The sequence below is a fragment of the Mycobacterium sp. 2-64 genome, from assembly GCF_035918375.1.
In the GTDB taxonomy this organism is placed as follows: domain Bacteria; phylum Actinomycetota; class Actinomycetes; order Mycobacteriales; family Mycobacteriaceae; genus Mycobacterium; species Mycobacterium intracellulare.
In genome coordinates, this window is record NZ_CP142361.1 from 3,551,397 (window position 1) to 3,571,732 (window position 20,336).

Below are 20,336 nucleotides of genomic sequence, written 5' to 3' on the forward strand. Positions count from 1 at the left end.
ACCGCACCATCATCGGCGACCGCGCGAGCCCGACGCCCGCCTGGCCGCCCGGTTCATCGTCAGGTCGGGCTCTTCGAACTTGGCGTAGGCGTCGACGATTTCCGAGACCAGCCGGTGGCGCACCACGTCCACGCTGGTCAGTTCCGCCACGTGGATGTCCTCGACGCTGTCGAGGATCTCCATCGCCGAACGCAGACCCGACCTGGCCCCGCCCGGAAGGTCGACCTGGGTGATGTCGCCGGTGACGACGATCTTGGATCCGAAGCCCAAGCGGGTGAGGAACATCTTCATCTGCTCGGCGGTGGTGTTCTGCGCCTCGTCGAGCACGATGAACGCGGAGTTCAACGTCCTACCACGCATGTACGCCAGCGGCGCCACCTCGATGACCCCCGCCGACATCAGCTTGGGGATCAGCTCGGCGTCCATCATGTCGTAGAGCGCGTCGTACAGCGGCCGCAGGTACGGGTCGATCTTCTCGCTGAGCGTGCCCGGCAAAAAGCCAAGGCGCTCACCGGCTTCCACGGCCGGGCGGGTCAGGATGATGCGGCTGACCTGTTTGGTCTGTAAAGCGTTGACCGCCTTGGCCATTGCGAGGTACGTCTTGCCGGTGCCGGCCGGGCCCACCCCGAAGACGACGGTGTTGGCGTCGATGGCGTCGACGTAGCGCTTCTGGTTGAGCGTCTTGGGCCGGATCGTCTTGCCGCGTCGCGACAGGATGTCCAGCGTGAGCACTTCGGCCGGTGACTCGTTGTCGGTGCCGGCCAGCATGGCGACGCTGTGCCGGACCACCTCCGGGGTCAACGGCTGCCCACCGGCGACGATCGCGATCAGTTCGGAGATCACCCGTTCGGCGAGCGCGACGTCGGCGGGCTCACCGGAGATGGTGACGGTGTTGCCGCGCACGTGCAGATCCGCGTCCAGGGTGCGTTCCAGCGAGCGCAGGTTCTCGTCTGCCGAACCCAGCAGGCCCATGACGGAATGGGGCGGAACGTTGATGCTGCTGCGAACTTGAGCGTCGGCCTGGAGGGGTCCGGCTGCGTCAGCAGCGCTGGTCTCGCGGGGCGTCACGTGGTTTTCGATGCCTGCCTTGTGTGAAGTGCTCGCCGATTCCGGCGTTTTCTAGCGTTTTTATCCTACCGCCGGGTCGACGCTGGCCCCAATGTGCAGCGCGCGACGAGTCTTCACAGGCTCGACGGGTGGTCCCATCGCGGGGTCAGCACCCCCAGCGCACCGAGCGCCACGGCCGCGGCGGTCGACGTCCGCAACACCTGCGGACCCAGCCGCACCGCCGTCGCGCCCGCGTCGGACAACACCGCCATCTCGTCGTCGGCGATCCCGCCCTCGGGGCCGACCACCAACAACACCGACGGCGCTCCCGCGAGGTCGGCGTGGGCGAGCCGCTCGGTGGCCGACTCGTGCAAGGCCAGCACCGTCGCGCCGCCGGCCACCTCGTCGCGGATGCGCGAGGTCAGCGCCGGGGTGGACAGCACCCCGTCGACCGGCGGGATGTGCGCCCGGCGCGATTGCCGGGCCGCCGAACGGGCGACCGCACGCCAGCGGCGCAGACCTTTCTCGACCCGGGCGCCCTGCCAGTTGGCCACGCAGCGGGCGGCCTGCCAGGCCAGGAACCCGTCGGCCCCCGCCTCGGTGGCCAGCTCGATGGCCAGCTCCGATCGCTCCGACTTCGGCAGGGCCTGCACGACAGTCACCGGCGGGGTTCCGGGCGCGACGCTCCAGCGCTTGAGCACCCGCGCCCGCAGTCCGTCACGCCCGGCGTGCTCCACCTCGCAGTGCGCCAGGCCGCCGGCGCCGTCGCCGAGCACCAGTTGCTCACCGGGGCGGATCCGCCGCACGCTGGCGGCATGAAACCCCTCGTCACCGCCCAGGACGGCCAGCGCGCCGGTCTCGGGCAGCGCGTCGGCGTAGAACAGGGTCGCGACCATCGGCGCGCCTTGACTAGCGTCCGGTGAACGTCTCGCGGAGGCGGCTGAACAGGCCGCCGCCGGCGTGGGTCGAGCGCACCTCGGGGACGTCGCGGCTGCGGCGGGCCTTCAGTTCGCGCAGCAGTTCGGTGTCGCGGGCGTCCAGGCGGGCGGGGACCACCACCTCGACGTGGACATGCAGATCGCCGCGGGTGCCGGTGCGCAGGTGCGGCATCCCGTGGCCGCGCAGTGTGATGACCGAAGCCGGTTGGGTGCCCGGCGGAATGGTGATCTCGCTGACGCCGTCCAGGATGGCGTCGACGGTGACGGTGGCGCCCAGCGCCGCGTCGACCATCGGCACCGACACGGTGCAGTGCAGGTCGTCGCCTTCGCGGACGAAGACGTCGTGGCTCTGCTCGTGCACCTCGACGTACAGGTCACCGGCCGGCCCGCCGCCGGGTCCCACCTCGCCCTGGGCGGCCAGTCGCACGCGCATGCCGTCGCCGACACCGGCGGGGATCTTGACGCTGATCTCCCGGCGGGCGCGCACCCGGCCGTCACCCATGCACTGGTGGCACGGGTCGGGGATGACGACCCCGACGCCGCGGCAGGTCGGACACGGCCGCGACGTCATCACCTGCCCCAGCAGGGAGCGCTGCACGGTCTGGACCTCGCCGCGACCACCACACGTGTCGCACGGCACCGGAGCCGAGTCGCCGTTGGTGCCCTTGCCCTGGCAGCGGTCACACAGCACTGCGGTGTCGACGGTGACCTGCTTGGTGACGCCGGTCGCGCACTCTTCGAGATCGAGCCGCATCCGCAGCAGCGAATCCGAGCCGGGCCGTACCCGCCCGATGGGACCTCGGGAGGTCGCGCCGCCACTGAAACCGCCGCCGAAGAAGGCCTCGAACACGTCGCCCAGGCCCCCGAAACCGCCGCCGAAACCGCCGCCGGCCGCGGCCGCGTTCTCCATCGGATCGCCGCCCAGGTCGACGATCCGCCGCTTCTCGGGGTCGCTCAGCACCTCGTAGGCGACGCTGATTTCCTTGAACTTCGCCTGCGCGGCCTCATCGGGATTGACGTCGGGATGCAGTTCGCGCGCCAACTTGCGGTACGCGCGCTTGATCTCCGCGTCACCGGCGTTTCTGCTCACGCCGAGCAGCCCGTAATAATCGCGTGCCACGCCTGACTCTCCTATACCTGGTCTTCTCCGCGCCTACCCACACTGCGGGTGCGCGTTCATCGAGCACCCAGGACTTCGCCGATATATAGGGCAACCGCGGCAACGCTGGCGATAGTTCCCGGATAGTCCATCCGGGTGGGCCCCAGCACACCCATTCCCCCGTACACGGTGTCGGAGGTGCCGTAGGCGGTGGTCACCACGGAAGTGCCCAGTATCTGATCGGCGGCCGTCTCGTGGCCGATGCGAACCGTCACCTTACCGGCTTCCTGCTGGGCGGCCAGCAACCGCAGCACCACCACCTGCTCCTCGAGCGCTTCCAGGATGGAGCGCAGCGAGCCGCCGAAATCGGCGGCGTTGCGGGTCAGGTTGGCGGTGCCGCCCATCAGCAGGCGTTCCTCGGTGTGCTCGACGAGTGACTCCAGCAACACCGTCGCCGATCGGCCCACGGCGTCGCCCAGCCCTTCCGGGCTGCTCAACTGCCCGGCGAGGTCGGCCACCGCGACCGAGGCGGCCGACAGTTTCTTGCCCACCAGCGCCTGGCCGAGCATCTCCCGCAGCTGGGAGAGTTCGTGGTCGTCGATGACGTCGCCGAGTTCGACCACGCGCTGGTCCACCCGGCCGGAGTCGGTGATGACGACCATCAGCAGCCGAGCGGGCGTCAGGGCGATCACCTCGAGGTGGCGCACGGTCGACGACGACAGCGTCGGGTACTGCACGACGGCCACCTGCCGGGTCAGTTGCGCGAGCAGCCGCACGGCGCGGCGCAGGACGTCGTCGAGGTCGACACCGGACTCCAGGAATCCCTGGATCGCGCGCCGTTCGGCCGAGGACAGCGGCTTGACGTCGTCGAGCCGGTCGACGAATTCGCGGTAGCCCTTCTCGGTGGGCACCCGCCCGGAACTGGTGTGCGGCTGGGTGATGTAGCCCTCGGCCTCGAGCACCGCCATGTCGTTGCGGACGGTGGCCGACGAGACACCCAGGTTGTGGCGCTCCACCAGCGTCTTGGAACCGATCGGCTCTTTGGTGGCGACGAAATCAGCGACGATGGCCCGCAGCACCTCGAACCGTCGGTCATCGGCAGTTCCCACTGGTCGTCACCTCCTTCGATACCGCTTTGACCCGGTTCATTTTACGGTCTCGGGCGCCGTCGCCCGCACCGGTGGAGCGCAAGCGTCTGCTCGCCGGGACGGCCGGTGTCCGGCTAGCCTTTCCAGCATGAACCGGTCGGGCCACAGCTATGCGTCGGGGGAGATCGGCCAATGATTTTCAAGGGCGTGCGCGACGGCAAACCGTATCCCGAGCACAACCTGTCCTATCGGGATTGGTCCCAGATACCGCCGCAACAGATCCGGCTCGACGAATTGGTCACCACCACAACGGTGCTCGCGCTGGACCGCCTGCTCTCGGAGGACTCCACCTTCTACGGCGACCTGTTCCCGCACGCGGTGCGGTGGAAGGGCACCACCTATCTCGAGGACGGCCTGCACCGCGCGGTGCGCGCCGCGCTGCGGAACCGCACCGTGCTTCACGCCCGCGTGTTCGACATGGACATGCCCCTGGGCCAGCCCGGGTGAGTTAGTGGTCACGTTTGGGCCTTCCCGCGTGTCGACCTAGTGAGGACGTTGGTTCACGACCACAACTTGCCGGGAGGATCGCCATGCCACGGCTACAGGGAGTCTCCGACCGCGACGCCGGCCTGGGCGCCAAGATCGCCTTCTTCTTCACCAGGCGCAAGCTCGCGCAGATGACCGGGCTGGAAACCGCGGGAATGCTGGAACCGCTGCGGATGTATGCGCACATCCCGAGACTGCTCAACGCCTACGGCAAGTTGGAGCAGGCCGAATCGAAGCTGGACGTTCTCAGCCCGCGCCACCGAGCGCTGGCGGAGCTGAAATCGGCGACGACGGTGCGCTGCGAATACTGCATCGACCTCGGCTCGCAGATCGCCCGGCAATGGGGCATCACCGACGAAGAGCTGCTGGGGATGGCCAATTATCGGGACGCGCCGTGCTTTTCCGACGTCGACAAACTGATCCTCGAATACGCGACCGCGATCAGCCGCACCCCCGTCGAGGTGAGCGATGAGCTTTTCGAGGCGCTGCGCGCGCACTTCGACACCGCCCAACTGGTCGGCCTGACCCACGTCATCACGCTGGGCAATCTGCGCGCCCGCTTCAACATCGCGCTCGACATCGGGTCGTCAGGCTTTTCCGGCGACCGCGTGTGCGCCCTGCCGGAGACTGGTCGCCCGTGACCAATCCCGATGCGTCTGCGCCGTCATCGCCGTCACTGCGGGCATTGACGGCGCGCTTCGAGGCGGCCCGGCCGCGGTTGGGCGCCCTCGCCTATCGCATGCTGGGCTCGTTCGAGGACGCCCAGGACGCCGTGCAGGAGGCCTGGCTGCGGTTGAGCGGCAGCTCCGGGGAGATCGTCAACCCCGACGCGTGGCTGACCACCGTGGTCGCCCGCATCTGCCTGAACATGTTGCGCGAGCGCCGAACTCACGGCGGCGAGGAGCTGAGCGTCCGCCTGCCCGACCCGATCGTGGAAGCCGACGAGGAATTCGATCCCGAACACCGCGCCATGCTGGCCGACGCGGTGGGGCTGGCGCTGTTCGTGGTGCTGGACACGCTGCCGCCGGCGGAGCGATTGGCCTTCGTGCTGCACGACGTCTTCAGCGTGCCGTTCGATCAGATCGCCACCATCGTCGATCGGACGCCGGAGTCGGCCCGCAAGCTGGCCAGCCGCGCGCGCCGGCGGATCGAGCGGGCCGATCCGGTTCCCGACGGCGACCTCGCCGCCCAACGCGAGGTGGTGGACGCCTTCTTCGCGGCGGGCCGCAGTGGTGACTTCGAGCGTTTGGTGTCGGTGCTGCATCCCGAGGTGGTGCTGCGGGGTGACTTCGGCCCGCCCGCGGCGGCGTTCCGGGCCGACGGTGCGGCCTCGGTGGCCAGGCTGGCCCGAAGCTACGCCGGGCCCGACCGCGAGGTGCGCGCCGCGACCGTCAACGGCGCCGCCGGCGCCGTCATCTTCGTCGCCGGACGCGCGGCGTCCGTCATGGGATTCGTGGTGCGGGGCGGCCGGATCCGGGCGATCGATGTGCTGGCGGATCCGGCACGCATCGCGAAATTAGGCCTGCGCGCGCCCGGCGCCGATCACTGACCGGCGGCCTGCAGCAGCTCCATCGCCGAGGCCCGGGACAGCACCCAGCCGCCCTGGTTGACGAAGGTGACGTTCTGGGTGACCGGGGACGTCAGCTTGGGACCGGAGACCGACACGTCGGCGGTCGCCGAGCCGGCGGCGGTGGGTTGGATGTTCGTCACGTCGAACGACAGCGGCAGGTCACCGTTTTTCGCGGCCTTCTGCAGCTTCTTGTCGGCGACGTGCGCCTCGATGCCGCTGATGCCGCCCTGCACCAGGTTGCTCTTGTTGCTGAACGACACGCTCGGGTCGGCCAGGCTGTTGAGCAGGCCGGTCAGCTGATCGGGCGTCGGGACATTAGCGCCCGCGATTGGCTGCGCCGGCGGCGGATCCTGCGGAAGCGGCGCGCCGATCGTGGCGAGCTGCACCCCCACCTGCGGGCTCGGCTCCGACATCGAGGTCAGGCCGGCGGCCGCGCCGCCGACGATCGCCAGAGCTGCCACGCTGGTGGCAAGGGTTTTGACAGTGTTCATGGTTCCCCCTTCGGTGGGCACGAATCTCGACGCTCGGGTGGTGTCAGCGTGCCCGTTGCGTCTCGTACTTCGTGTCTCGGCACCGATACGTTACGGCCGCCCGTTGTGCGAACGACATGAGCACCCTGTGCGCCGGCTGTGCGGGCGCCCTTGCCGGTGGCCGCAGATGCCAAACCCCATGCGCCGCCAGAAGGCGACGCATGGGGTGTCCTCGAGTATCGGAACGTCCGGCGAATGCGCCAGACCGCCTTCGGTTTGCGCGGTAGGCACCGCGCGGTCATCAGTTGGTGGCGGTCGCGGCCTGTATCAGCGCGATCGCCGCGTCGTGCTGCAGGACCCAGTTCCCACCCTGGTTGACGAACGCGAGGTGCTTGGTCACGGGGCCGGCGAACTTCGGGCCCGTGATGGCGACGTCGGCCTGGGCCATGTTCGGACCCGCCGGCGCGATGTTCGTCACGTTGAACTGCTCGGGAAAGTTCCCGTTGCGGTAGGCCTTTCGCAGGTCATGGTCGGCCACCATGCCCTCGTTTTGGCTGACGCCGTTTTCAACGAAGTTGGCCTTCTCCCTGTAGTTGACGCCGGGGTCGGTTACCTGGTTGCACAGAGTGGCCAACTGATCGGCGGTCGGCAACTGGCCCGGCGCACCCGGCGGCGGGGGCGGAGGCGGTGGCGGGTCCTGCGGCAGTGGCGCGCCGACCGCAGCCAGTTGCACATGATCCAGACCCATCGGTGCTGCAATGGAAGCCACACCGGCGGCGGCGCCGCCAATGGCGGTCAGCGCCGCCACGCCCGTGGCAATGGACTTCACGGAATTCACAGGTCCCCCTTCGATACACATGGACCGTGGCGGAAATCTTGGGGATCGCCGCACACGGTCACACGTCTTCATGGTTGAAGATGGTGTAAGTGTGCCCTGTGACTCCGGAATTTGCGTCTCAACTTGGTCACGTTACGGCGACGCTACGGCGGCGACGCGGGACATACCCCGAATAGCCTTGTACCGCAGGCGTGTAGCGGCTGGGAAATCGTCCCTGCCTGCATAGTGCAAGGACCCCGCGGTGGGCCTTTACTCCCCCGCGAGCGCCTCAATCAGGCTCTTGGGGCGGATATCTGACCAGTTCTGCTCCACGTACTCCAGGCAGTCCGCGCGGCTTGCTTCACCGAAGACCACCCGCCAGCCGGACGGCGTGTCGGCGAAGGTCGGCCAGAGGCTGTGCTGGTTCTCGTCATTGGCGAGCACCACGAAGGTGGCGTTGTCGTCGTCAAAGGGGTTGGCGCTCATCATGTCTCCTTCTCAGGGGATACGCGGACGGGCTGACGGTGGAACCCAACACCCGATCGGATAGCAGCCCCAGGCAGCTCAGGTTCGGGAATCCGGGGCCCTGGGTGAGTCCGGACAGGTTGGGCAGGAACAACTTAGGGGTGACGTCTGTGACGGACAGGTCATAACCTATCGCCTCCTGCAGCCGCTCCGAAGTCAGGGGCCCACCCAGACCGAGTTCGAGCAGATCAAGCGCGTCCTGGCTGAACAACGGTGCGAACCACAGCGAGTCGGCGCCGGAGCCGTCGATGACGAGATCAAACCCGTGGACCGTCTCGAGGTTCTCGCTTCCTCGGTTGGTGGACAACGTCAGCCGGATCTGCCCCTGCCTGCCCACCGCGTGGGCGACGCGGCCCCGCAGGTGGTGGATGCGGTCATCGGCCAGCAACGCCTCCTGCACGTTCGACGAAAACACGCCCCGGTCCGTGCGGGCCAAGGCATCTCGACGTTCGGCCAGGGTGAGGGCCGGCCAGTTGGTCGGATCGGAGAACAGCGAGTTCTCGAAATACCCCTCGCCGCGCGTGAACAGCGTCGCCTGCGGGGAGATGACGGTGATGCTCGAGACCCGGTGCCGGAACAGCTCATTGAGCATCGCGGCGGCCGTCTCACCGCCGCCGATCACCGCGACCCGCTCCGCGCTGATCCGGTCGTGATTGGCGGCGCGGTCCCAGAACTGGGCGATCGAGAGCACGCGCGGATTGCCCGGAAGCAACGATTTTTCGGCCTGGCCGGGCCCGGTGATCATCAACGCGTCGGCGTGCACGGTGGTCTCATGGGTGTGGATCGCCCAGCGGTCCCCGGTGACGGCCAGCCGTTCGACCTCGCCGTGCACCACATTCATGCCCACGTGGTCGGCGACCCAGCTCAGATACTGGCTCCACCGCCGATGCGGCGGCGCCGGCCTGCCGCGGTCGATCCACTCGGCGAACGACGCCGTGGCGATCAGGTAGGACTGCCAGCTGTAGCGGGTCATCCGCTCGTCCAGCTCGGCGTTGCGGCGCGGCACCAGCGCCGAGCGGTAGGGAAAGCCGACGTCTTTTTCCGGGCTGGTGCCCAGCCGGTGCGCACCGTCCGTCCAGCCGCCGCTGGCCTGCCAGTTCGCCGCGACGCCGATGCGTTCCACGGCGACCACGTCCGGAACCTCGACGCCCATGTCGCGCAATACCGACGCCTTGGCGGCGACGGCCACCGCCTTGGCGCCGGCGCCCACGATCGCCAGTGTGCTCATTTCACCACCTCCCGCAGTGAATCGATCCAAAGTCCTTGCAGCGCGGTGATGTCCGCGTCCGTGAGAATGTCGGGCAGCGCGCGCCACTGGGCCGCCAGCACCCGCTCCCCGCCGTATGTCAGCACCATCGCCGCGATGGTGAGCTCGTGGCGCACCGCCAGCTCGGGCTCGGGCACGGGCGACACCCCGGCGAGCAGCTCGCGCTCGAGCGTCAGCCCGGTGCCGCCGTCGGTGTGGGCGGCGCCAAGGTAATTCAGCAGCAGTTGCGGCGGCGGGAAGCCGGCGAGCCGCGCGGCGGTGTCGTCCCGCAGGTAGCGCAGCAACCCGAAGTCGAGGCCATCGCCGGGGATCGAGGCCAACTTCTCCGCCACCTTGTGCGGGTCGTCGGAGTCCAGCCGCACCGGGTAGATGGAGCTGAGCAGGCCGACCGTGTCGCCGGTGTCGATGGTGTGCGCGCCGGGCCCGTCGACCAAAGTGTCCGCGCGGCCATGGGTTTCGAGCGCCAGCAGCGGAGGCGGGGTCGCCTGACCGCGTAGCCGGCGCCAGCTGGTCACCGTCGCCGCGGTGGCGGCGACCAACAGCGTGGGCAACGCCAGACCCGAATTCAGCAGCCGGCGAGTGAGGTCGGCGTCGGTCGCGACGTTGCGGACGATCAGATCGCGGGCCCGATCGCGGTCAGGGTCGAGCCGCCGGGCGCCGAGGTCGGGGTCGTCGCCGTCCAACTCCGACGCCCAGTACGGCGTGGTGTCCAGGCCGTGCGCCCGCGCGGTGAGCGCCTCGGCCCAGCGCCGATAGCTGGTGTGTTCCCGTACGGGGGCCGGTGAGTGACCGGTCGCCGCCGCAGTCAGGGCGGCACCGAGTTCACCGAGGATCACCCGCCACGACGCCGGGTCCAGCGCCACGACGTGCGCGGCCAGCAACAGCACGCTCTCGCCGGCCGGGGGCCGGAGCCACACCGCGGCCAGCAGCGTTCCCCGTTCGGGGTCCAACCGGTCGACGGCCCGGGCGACGTGGGCCGGCACCGCCGCGGCCAGCTCTGCGTCCACCTCAACTTCTTCGAGTGCCCCCAGGACGTCGGCGTCGGGCACCGGAACCAAGGTCATCGTGGAGCGGTCGACCCGGGTGCGCAGCACCTCGTGGCCGTTGATGATGCTTGCCAGCGCGGCGTCCAGCTGTTCGCGGCGCAGCGTCTCGGGCAGCCGGATGGCCTCGGTCTGGGCGAGCCGGCGCGGGTCGCCGTGCTCGTAGAGCCATCGGCCGTTGGGCAGCAACGGCATTGGCCCGCTTGCCTCGTCCACCTGCTGGGCCGCGGCAGTGGTTTCCGAGTCGATCGCTTCGGCCAGTTCGCGGATGTTGGTGCAGTCGAGGATGAGTCGGGCGCGCAGCGCCATTCCGCGCGCCCGGGCCGCCTGCACCACCGACAACGCCATGATGCTGTCCAGTCCCAGCTGCAAAAAGTCCGCGGTGACGTCGACGCTCGGGTGCCCGAGCAGTTCGGCGAGCAGGTCGGCCAGCGCGGATTCCGTGGCGGTCTCGGGTGTTGCCGCGCCGCCGGCTGATTCGGCGACGTCGGCGGCGGCCAACGCGGATTCGTCCAGTTTCCCGTTGGGGGTCAACGGGATTTCGTCGACCAAAACGATGCGCTGCGGCACCATGTAGCGCGGCAACCGGGTGCCGAGCATGGCCCGCAGTTCGGTGGCCGTCGGCTTGGCCCCCGCGGTATCGGTGGTCGCCACGTACGCGGTCAGCCGCGGGGCTCCCCGGTGCTGATGTACCAGCACGCCGGCGTGCCGGACGGCGGGATGCGATTCGAGGGCGGCGGCGATCTCCCCGGGCTCGACGCGGTGGCCACGGATCTTCACCTGGGCGTCGGCGCGACCGATGTATTGCACTGTGCCGTCGGGCAATCGGCGCACCAGGTCGCCCGTGCGGTACATCCGCTGCGCGGGCGCGAAGGGGTCGGCGACAAAGCGCGCCGCGGTCTCCCCCGCGCGGCCGATGTAGCCGCGAGCCAGCTGGGCGCCGCCCAGGTACAGTTCGCCCGTCGCGCCGCACGGCACCGGGCGCAGCCCGGAATCCAGCACGTATCCGCGGGTGTGCCGGGTCGGTCGGCCGATGCAGGGCTCGTCGTGCTCGGCGATCGCGGCGACCACCGCCTCGACCGTGGTCTCGGTCGGCCCGTAGCAGTTGTACGCCGTCATCGACGTGGCGTTGCACGCCTCGCGGATTCGGTCCCAGGCGGCGCTGCCGAGCGCCTCTCCCCCGAGCGCCAACACCGTCAACGGCACGTCGGTCAGCAGGCCGAACGCCTGCAGCTGGGCGAACATCGACGGGGTGGTGTCGATCATGTCGATGCCGTGCTCGGCGATCAGCGCGACCAGCGCCTCGGCATCGGTCTGGGTCTGCTCGTCGACCACATGCACGCCATGGCCGTCGAGCAGGGCGACCAACGGCTGCCAGGCGGCGTCGAAGGCGAACGACCAAGCGTGGGCGATGCGCAGCGGTCTGCCCAGTCTTGCGGCCGCGGGCCGCAGCACGCGGTCCAGATGGTCATCGGCGTACGCCCCCACCGCGCCATGGGTTCCGATGACGCCCTTGGGTTCTCCCGTCGTGCCCGAGGTGAACACGACATACGCGGCCCGTTCGGGCGCGACGTCGACCGGCGTGAATTCGTCGTGCGGCCGGCCGGCCTCGAGGAGCTGTGCGGTCAGCTCGTCGTCCAGGACGATCGACGCGCCGGATTGGCGCAGGATCGAGGTGACCCGCTCCGGGGGCATCCCCGGCACCAGCGGCACGCACATGCCGCCGGCCTTGAGCACCGCGAGTATCGCGACGACGTACTGCGGATCGCGGAAAAGGCTTATGGCGACCGGTGTTTCGGGCGCGACGCCCTTGCGGACGAGCTGGGCGGCCAGCCGGGTGGACCGGTCATCCAGCTCGCGATAGCTCAGCGTGCCACCCGCCCAGCTGACCGCCGGGCTGTCGGCCGCGCTGGCCACGACGTCGGCGAACCGCGCGTGAATGCTCCGCGGTGACGTCGCGGCGGGCGCCCCGGCGGCACGCAGCGGGGCAACCTCGTCGTCGAAGAGGACGCTGATCTCGCGCAGCGGCCGCGCCCAGTCCCGCAGCAGCCGCTCGGCGGTGGACAGCACCCGACGACCGAACGTGGCCGCGGGAATGGCGCCCAGCGCGCCGTCGATCACTTCGATCAGCACCACCAGCTCGCCGGCATCCATGTGGGCGGCGACGGCGATCGGGAAATGCGACAGGGTTTGCAGGGCGGATGGCCGGAAGGTCGCACCGCCGGCGGTCAATTCGCCACTGGAGGACAGCCCGTTCATCGGGAAGTTCTCGTAGACCAGCAGGGTGTCGAACATCTCCCCGACCCCGCCGAGGGCACGCAATTGGGCGTGCCCGAGATAGCTGTGCTCGCGCAGCAGGGCGGCGTCGCGCTGCACGGCGCGGCATTGTTCGCCGGCGCTGGCGGCCGGGTCCAGCCGCACCCGCAGGGGCACGGTGTTGATGAACAGACCCACCATGGTCTCGACGCCGGTCAGTTCGGGCGGCCTGCCGGACACCGTGACCCCGAAAACCACGTCGTCGGTGTCGGTGAGACGGGACAACACCAGCGCCCACGCCATCTGCATCAGGGTGTTGACGGTGATGCCACGCGAACGGGCCTCGTCGACCAACCGCGCGGTGGCCTCGGCCGGTAGGCGCAGTTCGGTGGTGCGCGGCAGCGCCGTCTGCCGTCCCTGCGTCGTCTCCACCGAGCCCAGGGCGGCGGCCAGCAGGGTGGGGCCGGGCAGGCCGGCGAGGTGCCGGCGCCAGACCTGCTGGCTGGCCTCCGGCTCGCGACTGGCCAGCCAGCCGATGTAATCGCGGTACGGCCGCGGCGCCACGGGCAGCGCCGACAGGTTGCCGCCGGCCTGGTACAGGATCATCATCTCGTTGATGAACACCGGCATCGACCAGCCGTCGATCACGATGTGGTGGGCAGTGAGCACCAAACGCCATTGCGCGCCGGGCAATTCGATCAGCAGGAAGCGGATGGCCGGCCCGTGTTCCAGGTCGAAGGGCCGGCGGCGTTCGCCGGTTTCCAGCGCCGGCACGTCCTCGCGCGCGGCGCTGACGGATCGCCACGGCAACTCGACGCGGGAGGGCACGATCTGCACCGGCCGCGGGATGCCGCGGCTGAAGAAGCTGGCCCGTAGGTTCGGGTGGCGCACCAACATCTTCTCCGCGCACTCGCGTAGCAGCGCGACGTCGAGTGCGCCGGAGATGTCGGCGGCCATGCCGATCACGTACGGGTCGTCCGCGGCTTCGCCGTCGGCGAACTCGGCGAGCGTGGTCAGCGAGTACAAGCCCTCCTGCAGGGGGCTCAGCGCCATCACGTCCTCGATGTCGGGCGCGACGTCGGTGTCGGCGGCCGTCATGTCGTGCCCTCACGTGACGACGACCAAAGTTGGGTCACCGCAGCCAGATCCGTGGACGAGAGGCCGGAGGTGCTCATCGGCTCGAAACGGACGTCGGCCGCCTGGTCGTCCCGCTCGGTGTCAGCCTGCCCGTTCCCCAGAGCGTCCACGGCGGCGGCCAGCTGCTGCACCGTCGGATTCTCGAAGATCATGCGCGGGCTCACGGCCAGGCCGACGGCGCGCGCCCGCGAGGCCAGCTGCACGGACAGGATGCTGTCGCCGCCGAGGGCGAAGAAGTCGTCGAAGCGCCCCACTTCGGGGGTCGAAAGCAGTTCGGCGAACACCTTGGCCAGCGCCCGTTCGGTGTCCGTGCGCGCCGGTTCGGTCAGGCCACCGGTGCTGACCGCCGGGAGCGGCAGCCCGGGCCGGTTCAACTTGCCGGACTCAGTCTTGGGCAGGACGTCGAGAACGGTCAGCGACGACGGCATCATGTAGCCCGGCAGGGTCGTGGCGATCGCGGCGCGCACCTCCCCCGCGAACGCCGCCTTGTCGACGTCATCGACGATGGGCCGTTGGGGCACAACATATCCGGCCAGCGACGTGCCGCCGTGCACCTCCCAGGTGCGCGCGGCCGCGGCGGCGACGCCGTCGGCCGCCGCGAGGGCCGCCTCGACCTCGGCCAACTCGACCCGGAAGCCGCGGACCTGCACCTGGTGGTCGGAGCGTCCGACGAATTCCAGTTGGCCGTCCTCGGTCCACCGAGCCAGGTCACCGCTGCGGTACAAGCGCGAACCGGGCTCCCCGCCATAGGGGTTGGCGACGAACCGCGTCGCGGTCAGGGCGGGCCGTTTCCAGTACCCGCGCGCCAGCTGGTCACCGGCGTAGTACAGCTCGCCCACCACGCCGACCGGCACCGGACGCAGCCCGTCGTCGAGGAGGTAGGCCTGCGCGCCCGGGACCGGCTTTCCGACAAGCGGATTCGGCAGGCCCAACGGCCCGCGGGAAACCGCGCCGGAGGTCTCGGTGGAACCGATGTTGTTCAGCAACTCGGTCGCACCGTCGTCGGCGCACACCGACACCAGCCGTTGCAGCAGCGACGTGCTGACCGGCTCGCCACCGCACACCAGCCGCGACAGCGCGCGCACGGCGTCGGGCCGGCTGTCCACCAACGCCGAGACCAGGCTGGGCACGGCGGTCACCTGGGCGACCGAATACCGGGTCATCAACTCCCCGAGGGCCTCGGGGTCGCGGTGCTCGTCGTCGTCGGCCAGGATCATGGTCGCACCGGCGGCCAGGCCGGCCAGCATCTCCATCCCGCCTTCGAGGAAGGTGATCGACGCCTGCGCCAGCCGCACATCCTCGGTCCTCGGCGGGTAGTGCCGCAGCTGCCAATCCAGCCGGGCGGCCATCGAACGATGGGTGCCCACCGCGCCTTTCGGCTTGCCGGTCGATCCGGAGGTGAACACCAGATACATCGGGTCGTCGGGATGGGGCCGCGGCAAATCCCGCGACTGGGGATCGACGTCATCGCGGTCCACCAGGTCGCGCACGTGGGGATCGTCCAGCGAAATCAACTCGACTCCCGCAACGTGTGGCATGGTCGCCACCGCTTCGGTCGTTGCGACCACCACCGGCGGCGCGACGTCGTCGAGCATGAATTGCTTTCGCGCCAAGGGGTAACCGGGGTCGATGGGGAAGTAACCGGCGCCGGCCTTCATGATGGCCACCAGCGTCACGACCAGGTCGATGCTGCGGCGGGTCGACAGCCCGACCAACGCGCCCGGCCCCGCCCCGTTCTTGGCGAGCAGCGCGGCCAGGTTGTCCGAACGGCGGTGCAGCGCAGGGTAATCGATCCGCTCGTCCCCGCAGCGCACCGCGATCCGATCCGCGTCCCACGCCCGACTCGGTTCCAGCAGCTCGGGTATGGTGCGCGGCCTGTCGTGCGGTGCCGGCGCGCCGCGGCTCCAGTCCTGCAGGATGCGGTGCTGTTCTCCCGCATCGATCAGCGCAACGTCGCGCAGGCTCAAGTCGAGATCCTCGGCGAACGCGGCGACCGCCCGCGACAGCCATTGCGCCAACCGCTCGATGGTCGTTCTGGCGTAGAGCTCGGTACGGAAGATGACATTGCAGTTGTAGCCGACGTCGTCGGTGCCGTCGGTGCCGAAGAAGTTGACGCTGAGGTCGGCGTGGGCCATGTCGAAGATGGGGTCCAGCGACGTGCACACGGTGTCGCGTCCATCGCCGCCCGCGGGGGCGGTTTCGATGACCCGCGTGGCGGACAGGTGATCCCGGACGTGCACGACGACCTGGAACAGCGGGTTGCGCGACAGCGAGCGCACCGGGCTGACACTGTCGACCACCCGGTCGAACGGCAGGTCTTGGTGGGCGTAGGCGGCCAGGGCCGTCTCGCGGGCCCGTTTCAGCAGTTCGCGCAGCGTCGGATTGCCGTCCATGTCGTTGCGCAGCACCAGGATGTTGACGAAAAAGCCGATCAGTTGGTCCAATTCGGCTTCGGTGCGGCCGGCGACCGGGGTGCCCAACGGAATGTCCACGCCGCCACCGGCCTTGTGCAGCACCACTGCCACAGCCGTTTGCAGCAGCATGAATTCGGTGATGCCCAGCTCGCGGCACAGCTCGCCGAGCTTGGCGCGGGTGGCCGAGTCGATCTGGAAGTCGACGGATTCGCCCTCCCCGCTGGGCACCGGCTGGCGGGGGAAGTCCGGGCGCAACCCGGTGTCCTCCGGCAGCCCGGCCAGCTTGCGGGTCCAGTACTCCCGCTGCTCGGCGGCGATAGCGGACTCCTGGCCGCTGGCGTCCCCCAAAAACGTGCGCTGCCATGCCGCGTAGTCGGCGTACTGCACGCGCAGCGGCGCCCAGGACGGCGCTTCGCCACCGCGTCGGGCCCGGTAGGCCGTCATCACGTCGGAGAACAGCACACCCGCCGACCAATGGTCAGAGGCGATGTGGTGCACGACCACCGACAGCACGTGCTCGTCCGCGTTCTCGGTGCGCAGCACCGCGACCCGGATCGGCAGTTCCGAGTCCAGCTCGAAGCAATGGCGCCGCTCGATGTCGAGCTGCTCTTGCAGCCACGCCTCGCCGACGCCCTCCGCGCGGCGCACCGGAACCTCGACCCCGACCGGGCCCACAACCTGATAGGGCACGCCGTCCAGCTCGACGTAGCTGGTGCGCAGGATTTCGTGCCGCGCGAGGACATCGCCGACGGCGGCGATCAGCGCGTCGACGTCCCACGGACCGGTCAGCTTGGCCGCGAAGGGAATGTTGTTGACCGGGCTGGGCCCGTCCAGGCGGTAGGCGAACCAGCTGCGCAGCTGCGACGCCGACAGCGGCATCGGCTCGTCGTGTGCGGTTGCGATCAGCCTGGGGCGCGACTGCGTCAGTTGGCCCGAGCTCAGCTGGTCGATCCGCTCCGCCAGCAGGCCCACGGTGGCGAGCTCGAACACGTCGCGGATGCCGAGTTCCACACCGCACTCCGCGCGGATCGCGGTGACCAGCTTGGTGGCGACCAGCGAGTGGCCGCCCAGATCGAAGAACGAGTCGTCGACGCCCACCCGCTCGTGTCCGAGCAGCCCCGAGAACAGCTGGGCGACCCGGATTTCGGTGGGGGTCGTCGGGTCGCGGTACTCGGTGCCGGCCGCCAGTTGCGGTTGCGGCAGCGCGGCGCGGTCGATCTTTTGATGGGCGGTGATGGGGATCTCGTCGAGCACCACGTAGGCGGCAGGGGTCATATAGTCCGGCAGCGCGGCGGCCACCCGGGCGCGGATGCGTTCGACGTCAACGGTTTCCGTGCCGGCGCCCTCGGCCGGAGTCACGTATCCCACCAGGCTCTTGCCCAACTGCGGCAGGTCCATGGCCAGGACGACGGCTTGCCCGACACTGGGGTCGACCGAGATGGCGGCGGCGATCTCGCCCAGCTCGATGCGGAAGCCGCGGATCTTCACCTGCTCGTCGGCGCGGCCGACGAACTCGATGTCGCCATTGGCGTTACGCCGGGCCAGGTCGCCGGAGCGGTACATCCGCCCGCCCGGGGTGAACGGGTCGGCGACAAAGCGCTCGGCCGTCAGCTGCGGCCTGCGGTGGTATCCGTGCGCGACATGTGTTCCGGCGATGTAGATCTCACCGATCACCCCGGCAGGGACGGGCCGCAGCGCGTTGTCGAGCAGGTACACCTGGGTGTTGATCTTGGGCCGGCCGATCGGCACTATGCGCGTGCCCTGGGCGCCTTCCACCGGGTAGCTGGTGCAGTTCACGACCGTCTCGGTCGGTCCGTAGAAGTTGTGCAGCGACGCGTCGAAGGTGGCGTGGAACTTGTCGGCGATCTCGCCGGGCAGGGCCTCCCCGCCGATGGGCACCCGCCGCAACGTGCGCCACTGGCTGACACCGGGTAACGACAGGAAGAGTCCCAGCAGCGACGGCACGAAGTGCATCGACGTAATGCCTTCGCGCGCCAGAAGATCGGTGAGGTAGCCGATGTCGCGCAGTCCGTCCGGGCGCGGAATCACCAGCCGGGCACCCATGATCAGGGTGCCGAAGATTTCGCCCATCGACACGTCGAAACTGGGCGACGCGACCTGCAGCAGCCGGTCGGTCTCGTCGATCCGGTACTCGTCGCCGAACCAGACGAAGTACTCGGCGATGGGCGCGTGGGGCACCGGCACGCCCTTGGGCAGTCCTGTCGAACCCGAGGTGTAGATCAGGTACGCGGTGTTCTGCGGGCTCAGCGGCCGCAGCAACGCGGTGGGCGCCGTGGTCGGATAGCTCTCCAATCCGGAAACCGGTTCGCGCAGCACCAGTTTGGCGTCTGCATCCCCGAGAATGAAACTCAGCCGGTCCTCCGGGTAGGTGGGATCCACCGGAAGGTAGACGCCACCGGCTTTGAGCACGCCCAGCGCGGTGATGACCAGTTCGGGTGACTTGTCCAGCAGGACCGCGACGCGATCCTCGGTGCCGATTCCTTGCTCGATGAGCCAGTGCGCCACGCGGTTCGACTCTTCATCGATTTCGCGGTAGGTGTAGGCGCGCCCTTCGTAGACGACCGCAACGGCGTCGGGCGTGCGCGCCGCTCGCCGGCTGACCAGCTCGGACAAGGTGCTGGCCGGGGTGACGAATTCTTCACCGGTCGACACGGACCGCAGCCACTCGGCGTCTTCGTCGTTCATCAGCGCGCACGCCGACAGCGTCACGTCGGGGTCGGACAGCACGCTGTCCAGCAGGGCGGCGTAGTGGCGCAGCAGTTGCTGCACCAGCTGCTGATCCAGCACCTCGACGAGGTACTCGGCCTCGATGACGCCGCCGCCCAGGCCATCCGGCGTGCGGTTCAACTCGACCATCAGACTCAGCGGCAGCTGGTTGAAATGACCGCGCAACTCGGCGCGCTCGCAGCGCACGCCCGGCGGGCAAAAGCCGGCGCCGTCGGGCTCCCGCTGTCCGAAGCTGACCCGGGTCATCCGGTCCGCGCCGTGCCGGCGGTCCGGATTCGACTCACGCACCAGCCAATCCAGGTCGGCGCGCGAATGAGCGAAGGCGCCCACCGCGCCGTCCCGGGTCTGGGCCAGCAGTTCGCGGAACGTCTGGTGTGGCCGCGGCCGCAGCCGGACCACCACCGTGTTGCCGTGGTACCCGATGACATCCTCGGTTCCCACCCCGCGGTTCAGCACCGGGGCCGCGAACAGGAAGTCCGTCGACTGCGTGTAGCGGTGCACCAGGGCGCCGAACGCGGCCATCAACACCATGTAGGGCGTGGCGCCCGTCTCGCGGGCCAGCGCGGCCGCCCGGTCGACGACGTCCGCCGACAGTGGCGCGGTCGCGCGTTGCGCGCGCCAGGTGCTGGGCACCACCGACCCATTGGGGCCGGGAAGTTCCAGTGGCTCCGGGAGATCGGCCATCAGCGGCCGCCAGTAGTCCAGATCGGCCTGACGGATCGCGGTCGGGTCGGTGGCGAGATCCGGCAGCGCCGGCGCCGCGGCAAAGCCGTCCGGGTCGGTGTACGCACGGGTCAGGTCGGCGAAAAACGGCGCCCACGAGCCGTCGTCCCAGGCGATGTGATGCGCGGTGATCAGCATTATCAGCTCGTCGGCGCCCAGGTGCGCCACGGTGACGCGCAGGGGTGAATCCTTGCTCAGGTCGAACGGACGGCGAAAGTCCCGCTGCGCCAGCACATCCAGCCGCAACCGGCGGGCTTGATCGGCCAGTCCGGACAGGTCGTGCTCGGACCATTCGGGGTGTAGGTCGTCGCGGACGACGGGCCGCGGGTCGCCGTCACCGTCGGTGTCATACGTCGTATGCAGTACGGGGTGACGCGCGGCGACGGCGTCGACGGCGCGATGTAGCCGAGCGGCGTCCACGGCGCCGAGGAGGCGATAGGAGACGCAGATGTTGAGCAGCGCGCTGTCGGGATCGACCGACTGCACGAACCACATCCGGTGCTGGCCGGCGGACATGCGCGGCTCGTCGTAGGTGGCCACGGAAGCCGCGCCCGTCGGCCTGGCCAGGCCGCGTTCAGCGAGCTTGCGGCGCAGCAGTTCCAAGCGTTCCTCGTCGAGACGGGTGCCGGCGCCGGTGGTGTCTGTCAC

General features: G+C 69.5%; 13 protein-coding genes. 3 read left to right on the forward strand and 10 right to left on the reverse strand.

Translation table 11 applies throughout. The annotated features are described in order from the left end of the window. Positions 1 to 9: 9 nt before the first annotated feature. The 4 genes from QGN31_RS16630 to hrcA form a co-directional block, all read right to left on the reverse strand. Positions 10 to 1,068 carry a PhoH family protein gene (locus tag QGN31_RS16630; RefSeq protein ID WP_036428749.1) on the reverse strand — a complete coding sequence of 353 codons (1,059 nt, stop codon included), beginning with the start codon at positions 1,066 to 1,068 and terminating at the stop codon, positions 10 to 12. A gap of 113 nt (positions 1,069 to 1,181) precedes the next feature. Continuing rightward, positions 1,182 to 1,943, reverse strand: coding sequence for a 16S rRNA (uracil(1498)-N(3))-methyltransferase (locus tag QGN31_RS16635; RefSeq protein ID WP_014384384.1), 762 nt, complete (start codon positions 1,941 to 1,943; stop codon positions 1,182 to 1,184). Between the two features lie 13 nt (positions 1,944 to 1,956). After that, the gene (gene dnaJ / locus QGN31_RS16640) at positions 1,957 to 3,105 is read right to left on the reverse strand and encodes a molecular chaperone DnaJ (protein WP_008255583.1); all 1,149 of its coding nucleotides are present in this window, start codon (positions 3,103 to 3,105) and stop codon (positions 1,957 to 1,959) included. A 56-nt stretch (positions 3,106 to 3,161) separates the two neighbouring features. Next, positions 3,162 to 4,193 (reverse strand): heat-inducible transcriptional repressor HrcA, encoded by a 1,032-nt coding sequence (gene hrcA, locus QGN31_RS16645; RefSeq protein ID WP_008255582.1) that lies wholly within the window; start codon positions 4,191 to 4,193, stop codon positions 3,162 to 3,164. A 171-nt stretch (positions 4,194 to 4,364) separates the two neighbouring features. Here hrcA and QGN31_RS16650 point away from each other — a divergent pair, with 171 nt between their 5' ends. The 3 genes from QGN31_RS16650 (at position 4,365) to QGN31_RS16660 (ending at position 6,267) form a co-directional block, all read left to right on the forward strand. After that, positions 4,365 to 4,679 (forward strand): type II toxin-antitoxin system VapB family antitoxin, encoded by a 315-nt coding sequence (locus QGN31_RS16650; protein WP_008255581.1) that lies wholly within the window; start codon positions 4,365 to 4,367, stop codon positions 4,677 to 4,679. Between the two features lie 83 nt (positions 4,680 to 4,762). Further along, the gene (locus QGN31_RS16655; RefSeq protein WP_014384383.1) at positions 4,763 to 5,359 is read left to right on the forward strand and encodes a carboxymuconolactone decarboxylase family protein; all 597 of its coding nucleotides are present in this window, start codon (positions 4,763 to 4,765) and stop codon (positions 5,357 to 5,359) included. Next, on the forward strand, positions 5,356 to 6,267 hold the full coding sequence (locus QGN31_RS16660) for a sigma-70 family RNA polymerase sigma factor (RefSeq protein ID WP_014379799.1): 912 nt from the start codon (positions 5,356 to 5,358) through the stop codon (positions 6,265 to 6,267). Before QGN31_RS16655 ends, QGN31_RS16660 begins: the two co-directional genes overlap by 4 nt. Here the strand turns inward: QGN31_RS16660 and QGN31_RS16665 are convergent. The 6 genes from QGN31_RS16665 to QGN31_RS16690 form a co-directional block, all read right to left on the reverse strand. Continuing rightward, positions 6,261 to 6,779, reverse strand: coding sequence for a hypothetical protein (locus QGN31_RS16665; protein WP_014379798.1), 519 nt, complete (start codon positions 6,777 to 6,779; stop codon positions 6,261 to 6,263). The two genes, QGN31_RS16660 and QGN31_RS16665, sit on opposite strands and share 7 nt — an antisense overlap. 280 nt (positions 6,780 to 7,059) lie before the next feature. After that, the gene (locus QGN31_RS16670) at positions 7,060 to 7,596 is read right to left on the reverse strand and encodes a hypothetical protein (RefSeq protein WP_009976241.1); all 537 of its coding nucleotides are present in this window, start codon (positions 7,594 to 7,596) and stop codon (positions 7,060 to 7,062) included. Positions 7,597 to 7,845: 249 nt separating this feature from the next. Beyond that, positions 7,846 to 8,061 carry an MbtH family protein gene (locus QGN31_RS16675; protein WP_008255573.1) on the reverse strand — a complete coding sequence of 72 codons (216 nt, stop codon included), beginning with the start codon at positions 8,059 to 8,061 and terminating at the stop codon, positions 7,846 to 7,848. Beyond that, on the reverse strand, positions 8,042 to 9,328 hold the full coding sequence (gene mbtG, locus QGN31_RS16680; protein WP_008255571.1) for an NADPH-dependent L-lysine N(6)-monooxygenase MbtG: 1,287 nt from the start codon (positions 9,326 to 9,328) through the stop codon (positions 8,042 to 8,044). Before mbtG ends, QGN31_RS16675 begins: the two co-directional genes overlap by 20 nt. After that, positions 9,325 to 13,764, reverse strand: a complete 4,440-nt coding sequence (locus tag QGN31_RS16685) for a non-ribosomal peptide synthetase (protein WP_201407037.1) — start codon at positions 13,762 to 13,764, stop codon at positions 9,325 to 9,327. Before QGN31_RS16685 ends, mbtG begins: the two co-directional genes overlap by 4 nt. Further along, positions 13,761 to 20,336, reverse strand: a complete 6,576-nt coding sequence (locus tag QGN31_RS16690; RefSeq protein ID WP_008255566.1) for a non-ribosomal peptide synthetase — start codon at positions 20,334 to 20,336, stop codon at positions 13,761 to 13,763. The genes QGN31_RS16685 and QGN31_RS16690 overlap by 4 nt, the downstream gene beginning before the upstream one ends.